Raw genomic sequence first — 12833 nt, 5'->3', positions numbered from 1 at the left:
TATATTTTAATTTAACGATAGCGTTTTATTGAAATCAATAACCTGCTATTTTATTTTCATTCGCATAGATTTACTAAAGGTTTCAAAACCTTCACGCAGATACAATGCCTCTGCTAAGGTGTTTTTTGCCAGTACACTTAGTTCTAGATAATCTGCTTCCTGCTCTTTTGCCCATTGCTTGATGCGGTCAATCAATGCTTTTCCAATTCCTTTTCCGCGCATATTCTGATCAACCACAATATCCATTAAATACATGCATTTTAACGGAACAAAACAATTATAGGGCGGGCTTTCCTCTAATTTTGCAATGGCAAAACCTTTTGCCTCTCCATCTATAGTGTAAATGAATGCAACAAAATTATCTGCTGCGGCAACTACTTGCTGAAGAAAAGCTTCATCCTGAAGGGCAGGCTGAAGGTAATCCGGTTCATAGTTTGCCAGCTGTTCAAATAGCAGGGAATAAAGTATTTTTATCTGTGGAAGATCTGCCGGTGTTGCTTTTCTAATATCCATATGTTTTTCGAGCTAAATTAAAATCGATTTCATTATCTTTTTAGCTTTATTTAAGTTTTTGAATGGTCGTGCAAAATTCCTGTAAGGTGTTGATCAATTTGGCAACATGTAGGCCATCGCAAACGGCATGGTGCACTTGTACGGCCAATGGCATAAGGATTTTGTTTCCTTCCGTCTGGTATTTTCCAAAAGTAAAACTGGGGGCAAAATAGTCCGTAAAATCAGCAATATTGAGGTTAAAACTCTCAAAATGAATCCACGGAAGTGCCGAAATATTAAAATGATTTTTGGGAGCTTTTTCAGGGAGGAAGCTCCTATTGTTTTCATTTCTTTGAAGGACCGCGTTATAGCTGGCTATAAAATCCTGGAAGCTGGCCGTATAGGGTACAGAAAGTGCAGAAAAAGTTTCTGTGTCCTGATGAAGGACGGTATAAACCGGGTTTACAGAATCCCAAATAATCAAGTCACCATCTTTCATTGCCATTTTAAACTCAGGATGTTGGTTCACGGCTTTTGACAGCAGATAAATCATCACAGGATAAAATTTAAATCCCTGTTCTTTTACAAAAGGAATAACCGCTGAAATATCTAATTTAACGGTCAAACTGAATCCGCACTTTATCGCATCACGATAAGCATCAAAGTGTTCCTTCCGGTTCCACTTTTCTATATTTACTGTTTTGTATGCTGTCATGATCGTATTGTTTTTTAATAGGTGTATTTTTATACGCCTAGTTTGTTTTGAGTTATTGGATACAAGTTACAAAATATGCCAGACAAGAACGAAATGTGAAATTCTACGCAGAGAAATTGTATTTAGCGCCACATTGTTTAACCACATTATGAAAGTCGGAACTGGAAAATGCATGTTGCAGAGGATTGGCCATGTGGTTGTAATACAGGCTAAATCAGTATCGCCATTCAGGTATCAACTTGATATTTTTCTCATCAGCGTTTCCAAGGGGCCATTCTTATATTTTGTCTTCCATATTTTGCTGAAATAGTAACTGAAGATAAAATATACTATAGAGAATGTTAATATCCACAAGGGGTGTACAGAATCTGTTTGATTGATCTTTGCTCCATAGGGTTTACCGGAGAGGAGTGAAAAAATAATCATTCCGATGGTTAAGTGCGCGATGTAATGGGTGAGGGTCATTTGTCCAGTTATTGCTAAATTTTGGATAAATTTATTTTCTAAAAAAAACGAACTGCTATACATGAAACCTGCGATCAGCATCAGTCCAAAACCTATTGTGCTCAACAAAAATGGTAAAAGGGGAGGAAGGTAATCTGCAGTAATGATCTCTATCAATTCTTTATTGGTAAAAATATTTTGAGCGCAGATCTGTAATATGGTAACGGGTATAAAAAGTGCTGCTCCTAATAGAAATACCCTTTTTTTGGTGATCAATAATGTCCAATTTAATCTGCCGAGATACATTCCGGTGGTAAAATAGGCTATCCAAGGAAAAACACTGTTCCAGCCATTGTAAAATGTGTTTCGTATAAATCCCGGTATCGACCATAGATCGGTATATTCAAGAGTATCAAAGTTCCATCCTTTTTCGAATGGAATAATAAGCAGTAACACATGGAAAACCAAGATTGATAGAATACTAGCGATCAGGTAATATCTTGTGGGTAAAAATAAAAGAAAAGTGGCAATGAATAGGTATAATCCATAGAAATGCAGGATATCTGCTGGCCACCATATGCTGAGCAACAATCCTAAAACGAATAGGAACAATGCTCTTTTTAAAACAGTATGTCTTAGTTTTTTCCTCTCTTCGGCCGTATAATGTGGTCTATTGGTCATCAAAGCTATTCCCATTCCTGCAAGCATGACAAATATAGTACTTGAATTTCCACTGAAAAGTGATAGAAATTTTCCGACCGGACTTGTGTCGTTATAATTCCCAAACACCATATTAAAGTTGACAATATACATTCCAAAAATGGCATATGCTCTAGCTAAATCAAACCCAATAATTCTACTTTTGTTACCCATAATATTGAATGTTTAAATGAAAATTCAAATTTCTAAGATTGAATCTGCATTCCATTTGATTTAGGTCAAATAATCAAATTTTGGATCTGATTCTGCTCAGTGTTTCCATGGATATGCCTAAATAAGAAGCAATATAGGTAAGTGGAACTTCAAGAATAATGTGAGGCTGTTGCCGGAGTAACTGTAAGTATCTCTCAGTTGCATTGCGTGTTCGAAATTCAAATAACCTTTTTTCGAGCCACATCGCATAATATTCTGTCATCATCAGATCAAGTTCAACCAGTTTTGGGAACTTTGCTTTAAGCATCTGAAATGATTGCGCCTCGGTCTGGTAAACCGTTACATCTGTGACGGCTTGAATAAATTCTTTACTGGGTTTTTGAAGTACATAGCTATCAAATGAAACCGCAATATCATGTTCAAAAATAAGCTCGGTTGTAATTTCCTTCGTATCATTCCAATAGAATTTTCGTAGGATTCCCTGTTCAATCCAGAAACTATACCGACATAGTTTATCTTGATGTAAGAGAAATTCCCCTTTTTTATATCTTTTTAATTCTCGAATATTTTCTAAAGCGGATAAGGTTTCAGAATCTAAATTTTGAATCAGTTCATCTATTTTTTTGAGTTGTATTTCTTCGGTCATATCCGCATGGTCTTTTTCATTTTGTTATGGCAAGCTAAACTACGCTAAAATAATGAGGCGTTTGGGTTAAAAGCAAGATTATAATCCCATATGTAAAATCGGATATGCTTTGCCTTGTCCATCAATTTCGGATCTGTTCAGTATCTGAAATCCGATATGCGTATAAAATCCAACGGCTTGTAAATTTTGTTCATTAACATCCACTTTGGAGATCTTGAAATGATCTATACCGTGGGTCACCAGCTTTTTTCCGATTCCCTTGCCGCGAGCATTATGGTGAATAAATAGCATTTCAAGATTTTCACCAGAAATCCCCATAAATCCAATTAAAGTCCCATTGTCATCATATCCAAATAGTTTAACATGTTCAAAATAATTTGGGATATGTTCTTTATAATAATTGAAATCTTCTTCTTTAAGAAAATCGTGTGTATTTGATACTGCACTCTCCCATATTTTTATCAGAGTGGGATAATCTGTTATGTTAATTTTTCTAATCATGCTTGTATATATTAGTGAACAAAATTCTGGTATTTTTTACAGTAAACGCTGAACTCAGGTTAAAAAATGTACTTATATATGCCGCTTAAGGCTTGAGGGGTAATATCCTGATAAGAGGCAATATACTTGAATGGGATATAATTTAATACAGGACCCTATTCATAGTATGATAATCTAAACCTGATAAAGTTAATGTTTATTGCTGTTCTCTGTTGCGATTCCTTTGATTTGTGCAGTTTTCCCAAGGATATGTGTCAGTTATTATCGGTTGAAGCATGCTAACTTTGAATCATTAAAATGTTAGAATGATGGCACAGGAAAATCATAACCTCAAAAGTGGATACAGCCAATCAGTAAAGAGAAATTAATTTTATAAAATAACAAGCGCATGAACATCCTATCACAATACATCAGTTATTCCATATTTATCGGCGTTGGTGTCACGTTTTTTATGGATTTGTATGCTTTATTTATCAAAACTGCTTTTTAAAATTCCCTCTTTGGATTATGCTCTTGTAGGGCGTTGGATAGGTCATTTTAAACAGGGTGTCTTCGCTCATAAAAACATTGTGCATGCTGAAAAAATCACTGGTGAAAGGGCTTTGGGCTGGATGGCACATTACCTCATCGGTATTTCATTTGCGCTTTTACTTTTATTGATCTGCGGGCTGGACTGGTTGTACCAACCAACATTTTTAGTTTGTATAATTGTCGGAGTTGCGACTACTGCTGCTCCTTGGTTTATGATGCAGCCTGCGTTTGGTTTTGGCATCGCCGCATCTAAAACTTTTAAGCCTGTCACGGCGCGATTAAGAAGCCTACAGGCACATGCTATATATGGTTTTGGATTATATATAACCGCATTACTCTTGAATAAGCTCATTTTATAACCAAATATTATTATAATCGTAAGTTTTTATTATCTGTACGGAGCGTGAATAACCGAGTCGCTAAGCGCTATATTTCTTGTAGTTTATATTTCCTGAGATCAACAGTGAGTAATTGATCGGTGCTGACCTGAAAGTAGCGCGATAGCGCTAAGAGCACATCTAGTGGTGGAGCCGTTTTCCCGATTTCGTATTTCGCATAAGAATCTCTTGTAACAGCTAGTTCAGCAGCAATTTTTCCTTGTGTAAGTCCGGGTATCTGCATCCTGAGGTACCTGATATTATCAGACAAAATCGATAGTGTTGACATTTTGTGAATATTAATCACATCAAATGTAAGGATAAATGTGAAAAATATTAGCATTTTTACTAAATAATTTAGTGAAATGAATAGAGCGATTGTACATATGGATTTGGATACCTTTTTTGTATCCTGTGAGCGGCTGGTAAATTCGCAACTCAACGATATTCCATTGATTATTGGTGGAGGGGATCGGGGAGTGGTTTCTTCCTGTAGTTATGAAGCAAGAACTTTTGGTGTGCGGTCTGCGATGCCGATGAAGATGGCATTACGGCTCTGTCCTCAGGCCAGGGTAGTAAAAGGGGATATGGAATTATATTCCAAGATGTCCCATACGGTGACAGAAGTGATTGAAGAAAGTGCTCCAGTAATGGAGAAGGCTTCTATCGATGAGTTTTATCTTGACCTGACCGGGATGGATAAATTTTTCGGGGCTTATAAGTGGACCAATGAACTGGGAGCCAAAATTGAAAAGGAAACAGGTTTGCCTATCAGCTATGCTTTATCTATTAATAAAACGGTCAGTAAAATCGGCACAGGCGAATCCAAACCTCATGGTCATCGTGAAATACCTTCAGTGGGTGTTCATTCTTTTCTTAATCCATTATCCATTAGAAAGATGCCGATGGTGGGGAATGCTACTTTCCAGCTCTTATCACGAGTTGGGATCCGTACAATAGGTACATTGTCCGAAATTCCTGTTGAGGTGCTGCAGCAGATGATCGGGAAAAATGGGGTCGATTTATGGAAAAAGGCAAATGGGATTGATGAAACTCCTGTTATGCCCTATTCGGAAAGAAAATCGATTTCCAAGGAAAGAACTTTTAATAGCGACACCACGGATATTCGTGTCGTGAAAAGCCTCATCTCGGGTATGGCCGAACAGCTGGCTTACCAGCTGCGCTGTGAAAAATGGTTGACTTCCACCGTAGTAGTCAAGATCAGGTACTCTAATTTTGATACGGAAACGAAACAATGCCGTGTCACTTATACCTCTGCAGATCATACACTGACAAGGATCGCTTTAGAACTTTTTGATAAAATTTATACCAGACGGATGCGTCTTCGATTGGTGGGACTTCGGTTTACTGATCTGGTGCACGGAAGTTACCAAATGAATTTGTTTGAAGACAATACACAGCTTATCAATCTGTATCAGGCAATGGATGCCATCAAAATGCGCTATGGCAGTGATGCGGTGGGGAGGGCAGTAGGTTTTAATTTTTCAACTTAATTGTCTTATGTTTCTTAACTGCCACTCTTTTCACAGTCTTCGTTATGGAACACTTTCCATAGAGGAGCTCGTGGAGCAGGCCGCCGTCTTGGGGTTAAAGGAGCTTGTGCTGACGGATATCAATACCATTTCGGGCATCTATGAATTCAAAAAGAAATGTGAAGAAAAGAACATCAAACCGATTGCTGGTATTGAAGTTCGCAGAGGAAGTGAGCTGCTTTATATTACCATTGCAAAAGAGTTTCAGGGTATCGGAGAGGTGAACCGGGTTTTGACTTCCTATAATTGCGATGGGATTGACCTGCCGGCACAGCCTGATTTTCCAAACTGTTTTGTGATCTATCCCTTAAGCAATATTCCTGCGCAACTTCATGAAAATGAATATATCGGCATCCGGGAGGAAGAACTGAATAGCTTATTCCGTAAAGAGTATCAGGCGCTGATTGCAAAGATGGTGATCCTGCAACCTGTGACTTTCACAACGAAAAAGGAATTTAATCTACACCGGATACTGCGAGCAATTGACAACAATATGCTGCTGTCGAAATTGCCGAAAAGTGAAATTTGCAGTAAATGGGAGTACTTGAGGTCGGAACAATCGCTATTGGAGGCTTATCAGCATTATCCGCAAATCATTGCGAATACCAAAAATATACTTTCGGTATGCCAGTTCGAATTTGCGTTTACCACACGGAGAAATAAAAGACACTACAAAGGATCAAAGGAGCACGATATCAATAAATTAACAGCACTGGCTTATACAGGACTGGAAAGACGCTATGGCAAGGATCATGCAATAGCGAAACAGCGTGTTGAAAAGGAACTTCAGGTGATCGATGAATTAAATTTCAGCGGTTATTTTCTCATTACTTGGGATATCATCCGCTATAGCAACAACATGGGTTTTATGCATGTGGGTAGGGGAAGCGGAGCCAACAGCATAGTTGCATATTGCTTGGGCATAACGGATATCTGTCCTTTGGAACTGGATCTTTACTTCGAGCGATTTCTAAATTTAAACCGAAAAAGTCCGCCCGATTTTGATATTGACTGGAGCTGGCAGGAGCGGGATATGATATTGAAATATATCTTTGACCGTTATGGAAAAAACCATGTTGCTTTTTGTGGTACGAATGTCGAATTTAAGTACCGTTCCATTATTCGTGAGATGGGTAAGGTATTTGGTTTACCGAAAGAGGAGCTCGATGAACTGACCAAAAATCCGGAAAAAATTTTTAAAGATCAGGTGGTCCAGAAAGTGCAGGAGTATGGAAAGTTATTGGAAAAGTTTCCCAATCAGCGCAGCATGCATGCCTGTGGGATTATTATCTCTGAGGAACCGCTTACCAATTTTACGGTTCTTGAAATGCCTCCCAAAGGTTTTCCGATCGTGCAGTGGGATATGCATGTTGCGGAGGATATCGGTTTTGATAAATTTGATATTCTGTCGCAACGTGGACTCGGGACTATCAATGATACGGTGAAACTATTGGAAGAAAAACGGGGAATTAAAGTAAACATTAGGGATACGACGCTTTCCAAGGATGAAGCTCTATGTAATGAATTTTTAAGCCGGGGGAAAACGATCGGATGTTTTTATATTGAAAGTCCTGCGATGCGCGGTCTGCTGCGAAGATTGAAATGTGATAATTATAAGGTGCTGGTGGCGGCATCATCGATTATACGTCCCGGTGTAGCGCAAAGTGGTATGATGCGGGAATATATTTTTAGGCATAATAATCCAGATCAGTTTGAATATTTTCATCCGATATTTGAAGAACAGCTCGGTGACACCTATGGTATTATGGTTTATCAGGAAGATGTGATTAAAATTGCACTCCATTATGGCGGGGTTTCTGCTGCTGATGGTGATATATTGCGTAGGGCCATGAGTGGAAAAGGCAGATCGCGTAAGGCGCTTCAAAAAGTAAAGGATGATTTTTTTGAATCTTGCAGGCAACAGGGGCATCCGGAAGAACTGAGTACAGAAATCTACCGGCAGATTGAATCTTTTGCTGGATATTCATTCTGTAAGGCGCATTCTGCTTCTTATGCCGTGGAGAGTTACCAGAGCTTATACCTCAAACTCTATTATCCTCTTGAATTTATGGTATCTGTCATCAATAATATGGGCGGTTTCTACAGAACGGAAGTGTACATCCATGAGGCCCGGATGTCTGGCGCCAAGATCCTGAATCCATGCGTGAACAGGAGTGAGCAGCAGACTACCATCTATGGTGATGAGATTTATCTGGGATTTATGCATCTGGAGAAAGTGGAAGCGAAACTTGGCCGGTTGATTCCTGAAGAAAGGATCAGAAATGGGGAGTATCGCTCTTTGGAAGATTTTATTAAACGTATTCCGATCGGTATTGAAACCTTGCAGATTTTGATCTTTATTGGAGCTTTTCGGTTCAGCGGTGTGCCCAAAAATGAGCTATTGTTAAAATCTAGGGTGCTGCTCGGTGATTTTAAACCTGGACGTCGCGCTGAAACCCTATTTGAGGAGCCTGTCAAGCATTTTAAATTTCCGGAATTGAAACGCAACATCTTTGAGGATGCTTTTGACGAGATAGAAATCTTAAGTTTTCCGGTCTCATGTACACCCTTCGATCTGCTGCAGACAAAGTATAGGGGAACAGTGATGGCTAAAGATCTAATCCAACATCATAAAAAGGAGGTCAAAATGCTTGCTTATCTGATCTCACGGAAGCATGTACCTACAAAAAGGGGAATCATGTATTTCGGAACCTGGGTGGACAACAATGGTGATTATTTTGATACGGCTCATTTTCCGGACTGTCTGGAACGGTATCCTTTTCAAGGGGGCGGATGCTATTTACTCTTAGGAACGGTAGAAGTGGACTTCCATTTTCCGACCATAACCATAACGAAGATGGCAAAGATGCCTTTTATTCCTGATCCACGTTACTCACATGATGAGGAAAAGAAGTATGAAGTGCAGGAACGTATGAGAGAAGATGTCAGCATGACTTTTAGAGCTCCTTACCCACAAGAACATGAGATTGGGCTGCCCAGGATGAAAACAGTGAAGGAGTAACCAAGTTGCGCTGTGACAATTAAAGTTGTGAGTAAATCAGTCAGTGATATGCGATATGAGGATATAAAAGGTAAGCCCAGGGGAGTAAATCAGATAAACGAGTGTGAACCGAAGTGGTTTTGATTCATTTAGCGTCCCTGTTTTGGAAGGAGATAGGGCGATCTGCAGTTTATTTTAGCCTACCCTTTTTTGAGGGTAGGCCAATCAATGGTTGCTAGCTGTGTTAGGCTTGTTTTTAGATGATGTTGCCGAATCATCCAGATCCTTATTGAGCTGATCGATAATAGCCATCAGTTTATTTTTCAGAATACGAATCTCATGATGAAGTTTGGTTTTGTCAAACTTGAGGTGCTGTGCTTCGGTCATCTTTATCCCATTGGCTGTATAAATAGGATTTACAAAGTTTTGTCCCCCCAGTTTTTTAGTTTCCCCTTTTGAAAATTTCACTTTTTGAAAATAGTGGTGGTATACGGTAAGTCCTCCCGCGGTTAAATTACTAAAGATACTCCTGTTCTCATCGCTGTCGTAATTGCTGGATGCGGGTATTTCGCCTGTGCTGCTGATCTTTTTTTTGACATATTGGATCAGTTTTTTAGATAAACTATTACTTTTGCTGTCAAATTGTACCGTAGAATAGCGTGCCACCTGTTTCAATTTGAACAGGATATCATTCAGATAGTTCCGTTGTTTATCTATGTCGGCTATATCTTCTAATGTTTTATCCAGCAAATCGAAACATTGATTGAGAAAACCGATGTGATTGAAATTTATACTGATCATAAATTTAATAAAACAATGGTTATAATCCCTGTCCCACGTATCGTGGGCAATGTGTCTGAGTACCCTTAGAAGTTTGATGAAGAATAATTGTTGTTCATAGCTGAGGTTCCGTCCGGGCGCACGGAACTGATCTTCCAATACGTGCTGAATCTCAATTAGAAAGCATTCGGAAACATCTTTTTCTATTAAAGTAGCTTTTAGAGCAGGAAACTGCTCCATGATTTCTGTTTTTAAGACATGAAGGTGAAATTGTGTAAGCGATGCCTGTGGGTCCATATCCTTGCTATAGCTGGTTTCAATATGGATCAGGAATTGGTAGTATTTGAGAATTGTTTCATCGGCCTGTTTATGTTTATAACGGTAGAGCTCATCCAACAAATTGCATAACTGTCTATAGAACAGCCTGAATGATTTGCGTGTTAGTAATAATATTTCTTTGTTGCCATGTCGTAGAACAAATTCTTGTTCTAACTGGAAGATGATAGCAAGAAGGTTTTGATCGGCTTTAACATGTTCTTCTTCATTTAAATGTGGAATGCCATAATATAGTATGACTCTCTCCAGCTTAAGTAATACTCGGTTCATAGCTGCTATAATTTGGTTTAAATTAATTTTCTTACACTTAAAGATGTAATATTTCTTTTGGAAAAACCAGTAGATCGTGTTAAATTCTTGATGTTGGGAAAAAATATTTTACATCAATCCTAGAAATGATGCCTGGAGCTCTGTTATGAGGGAATTAGATCATTTGACCCCGGTATTGTTTATGTAACAAATAGAGCTTCTCAAAAAGAAATACTATCATTTTATTGATATTCAATATAGAGTGACAAGTGACGAAGTAATGAGTGACGGAGTAACCAGTAATGAGTGACGGAGTAACCGGTAATGAGTGACAGAGTAACCGGTAATGAGTGACAGAGTAACCAGTAATGTAGTGACGGAGAAATCAGTAATGTAGTGATAAGTGAAGTAGGGGTATAAATAACAAAGTCCATCTCGTTTGAGATGGACTTTGTTGGTGGTGCCAGCTGGATTCGAACCAGCGACACAAGGATTTTCAGTCCTTTGCTCTACCGACTGAGCTATGGCACCTTCCAAGTTTTTGTTTTAAATCTGTTACTTTCAGATTTGGTGGTGCCAGCTGGATTCGAACCAGCGACACAAGGATTTTCAGTCCTTTGCTCTACCGACTGAGCTATGGCACCTTCCAAGTTTTTGTTTTAAATCTGTTACTTTCAGATCTGGTGGTGCCAGCTGGATTCGAACCAGCGACACAAGGATTTTCAGTCCTTTGCTCTACCGACTGAGCTATGGCACCTTCCAAGTTTTTATTTTGAATCTGTTACTTTCAGATTTGGTGGTGCCAGCTGGATTCGAACCAGCGACACAAGGATTTTCAGTCCTTTGCTCTACCGACTGAGCTATGGCACCTTCCAAGTTTTTGTTTTAAATCTGTTACTTTCAGATCTGGTGGTGCCAGCTGGATTCGAACCAGCGACACAAGGATTTTCAGTCCTTTGCTCTACCGACTGAGCTATGGCACCTTAACCTGCATCCCCGTTTAACTTTGAATGCGATGCAAATATACCCCGATAATTCGAATTCTAAAATTTTTCACCCATTTATTTCATGTATTTTTTTGAAAGACTTGATTTTGATACAGATAAAATTTACAAGAAATTAACACGTAAAAATTTCAAATAGCCTATCTTTGCATTTCAATAAAATAAAATGAGTAAAAGAGGAAGAGTATTAGTTGCTATGAGTGGGGGTGTTGACAGTTCGGTCGCGGCTGTCATGCTTCATGAACAAGGATATGAAGTCATAGGGATCACGATGAAGACTTGGGACTATGCTGCTTCTGGTGGCTCGTCTAAGGAGACCGGATGCTGTAGCTTGGATAGTATCAACGATGCACGTTCTTTGGCGGTGAATTATGGTTTCCCACATTATATACTGGATATTAGAGATGAGTTTGGCGATTTTGTTATTGACAACTTTGTTGATGAATATATTGCCGGCCGTACGCCAAACCCTTGTGTATTGTGTAATACCCATATCAAATGGGAGGCTTTAATGAAACGCGCCAATAAATTGGACTGCGAATTTATTGCTACAGGTCACTATGCCAATATTCGTCTTCACGATAATAACCGTTACGTGATTTCGAAAGGTAAGGATGAAAACAAAGATCAGTCTTATGTACTTTGGGGTGTTGCACAGGAAAACCTGGCACGTACGCAATTTCCATTGGGATCGTTCACGAAAAAAGAAATTCGCCAGATGGCATTGGATATGGGACAGGTGGAGCTTGCTAATAAAGCGGAAAGCTATGAAATCTGTTTTGTACCGGATAATGACTACCGTGCATTCTTAAGACATAAAGTGCCTACTTTGGATCAACAGATCGGTCCTGGTAACTTTATCCTAACAGATGGTACTGTGGTAGGACAGCATATCGGTTATCCTTATTTTACGATCGGACAGCGTAAAGGTCTTGGTATCGCATTGGGTAAACCGATGTTTGTAGTCGAGATCCTTCCGGAGAGTAATACCGTGGTGCTGGGTGAAGAACATGAGCTTGAAAAATCATTCGCTTATGTGCGGAATGTAAATTTGGTTAAATATGCTTCTTTGGAGCAGCCTATGGAAGCGATATCTAAGGTGCGTTATAAAGATGCTGGTGCTCTATCTACAATCTCACAACAGGGGGACATGGTAAAGATCGACTTTGTACATAATGTAAAAGGTATTGCTCCTGGTCAATCGGCTGTTTTCTATGAAGGCAATGATTTGATCGGTGGTGGCTTCTTAATGAAATAGTCTATACAGATTTATATAAAATAGGAAAGGTCTTAAAATTCAATTTTAAGACCTTTTTTCGTTGCGTGGGCTC

The 12833-nt window shown here is 39.0% G+C and carries 11 protein-coding genes and 5 tRNA genes; 4 read left to right on the top strand and 12 right to left on the bottom strand.

Annotation, left to right across the window (positions count from 1 at the left end):
* Positions 1-45: 45 nt before the first annotated feature.
* The 5 genes from M2265_RS06835 to M2265_RS06815 all read right to left on the bottom strand — a co-directional run bounded on the left by M2265_RS06835 (position 46) and on the right by M2265_RS06815 (position 3671).
* A complete protein-coding gene (locus tag M2265_RS06835) occupies positions 46-513 on the bottom strand; it encodes a GNAT family N-acetyltransferase (RefSeq protein WP_132771320.1) in 468 nt (155 codons plus the stop codon).
* Between the two features lie 46 nt (positions 514-559).
* Positions 560-1207 carry a type A chloramphenicol O-acetyltransferase gene (catA, locus tag M2265_RS06830; protein WP_132771321.1) on the bottom strand — a complete coding sequence of 216 codons (648 nt, stop codon included), beginning with the start codon at positions 1205-1207 and terminating at the stop codon, positions 560-562.
* Between the two features lie 234 nt (positions 1208-1441).
* Complete coding sequence (locus tag M2265_RS06825) at positions 1442-2524, bottom strand: DUF418 domain-containing protein (RefSeq protein WP_132771322.1); 1083 nt, start codon at positions 2522-2524, stop codon at positions 1442-1444.
* Between the two features lie 73 nt (positions 2525-2597).
* On the bottom strand, positions 2598-3170 hold the full coding sequence (locus M2265_RS06820) for a Crp/Fnr family transcriptional regulator (protein ID WP_132771323.1): 573 nt from the start codon (positions 3168-3170) through the stop codon (positions 2598-2600).
* Between the two features lie 78 nt (positions 3171-3248).
* A complete protein-coding gene (locus M2265_RS06815) occupies positions 3249-3671 on the bottom strand; it encodes a GNAT family N-acetyltransferase (protein ID WP_132771324.1) in 423 nt (140 codons plus the stop codon).
* Positions 3672-4132: 461 nt separating this feature from the next.
* Here M2265_RS06815 and M2265_RS06810 point away from each other — a divergent pair, with 461 nt between their 5' ends.
* Positions 4133-4561 (top strand): DUF2938 family protein, encoded by a 429-nt coding sequence (locus tag M2265_RS06810; protein WP_206368170.1) that lies wholly within the window; start codon positions 4133-4135, stop codon positions 4559-4561.
* 67 nt (positions 4562-4628) lie between these two features.
* On the opposite strand, the gene M2265_RS06805 is transcribed toward M2265_RS06810, so the two are convergent.
* Complete coding sequence (locus M2265_RS06805; RefSeq protein ID WP_206368172.1) at positions 4629-4868, bottom strand: helix-turn-helix domain-containing protein; 240 nt, start codon at positions 4866-4868, stop codon at positions 4629-4631.
* Between the two features lie 76 nt (positions 4869-4944).
* On the opposite strand from M2265_RS06805, the gene dinB reads away from it, so the two are divergent.
* Together dinB and M2265_RS06795 are read left to right on the top strand one after the other, a co-directional pair.
* On the top strand, positions 4945-6093 hold the full coding sequence (gene dinB / locus M2265_RS06800) for a DNA polymerase IV (RefSeq protein ID WP_132771326.1): 1149 nt from the start codon (positions 4945-4947) through the stop codon (positions 6091-6093).
* A gap of 7 nt (positions 6094-6100) precedes the next feature.
* Complete coding sequence (locus tag M2265_RS06795) at positions 6101-9154, top strand: DNA polymerase III subunit alpha (RefSeq protein ID WP_132771327.1); 3054 nt, start codon at positions 6101-6103, stop codon at positions 9152-9154.
* A gap of 204 nt (positions 9155-9358) precedes the next feature.
* Here M2265_RS06795 and M2265_RS06790 read toward each other — a convergent pair whose 3' ends face one another.
* The 6 genes from M2265_RS06790 to M2265_RS06765 form a co-directional block, all read right to left on the bottom strand.
* Positions 9359-10519, bottom strand: coding sequence for a hypothetical protein (locus M2265_RS06790; protein WP_132771328.1), 1161 nt, complete (start codon positions 10517-10519; stop codon positions 9359-9361).
* A 434-nt stretch (positions 10520-10953) separates the two neighbouring features.
* Positions 10954-11029 (bottom strand) — tRNA-Phe (locus M2265_RS06785).
* A 37-nt stretch (positions 11030-11066) separates the two neighbouring features.
* A tRNA-Phe gene (locus M2265_RS06780) sits at positions 11067-11142 on the bottom strand.
* Positions 11143-11179: 37 nt separating this feature from the next.
* Positions 11180-11255: transfer RNA gene (locus tag M2265_RS06775), tRNA-Phe, on the bottom strand.
* A 37-nt stretch (positions 11256-11292) separates the two neighbouring features.
* A tRNA-Phe gene (locus M2265_RS06770) sits at positions 11293-11368 on the bottom strand.
* Positions 11369-11405: 37 nt separating this feature from the next.
* Positions 11406-11481: transfer RNA gene (locus M2265_RS06765), tRNA-Phe, on the bottom strand.
* Positions 11482-11668: 187 nt separating this feature from the next.
* Here M2265_RS06765 and mnmA point away from each other — a divergent pair.
* Positions 11669-12760: a tRNA 2-thiouridine(34) synthase MnmA gene (gene mnmA, locus M2265_RS06760; protein ID WP_132771329.1), complete on the top strand. Its 1092-nt coding sequence runs from the start codon at positions 11669-11671 to the stop codon at positions 12758-12760.
* The last annotated feature ends 73 nt before the right edge of the window (positions 12761-12833 follow it).

Source organism: Sphingobacterium kitahiroshimense (assembly GCF_025961315.1).
Lineage (GTDB): Bacteria > Bacteroidota > Bacteroidia > Sphingobacteriales > Sphingobacteriaceae > Sphingobacterium > Sphingobacterium anhuiense.
The sequence above is the reverse complement of the archived record's forward strand: the minus strand, read 5'-3'. Positions and strand labels throughout refer to the sequence as shown.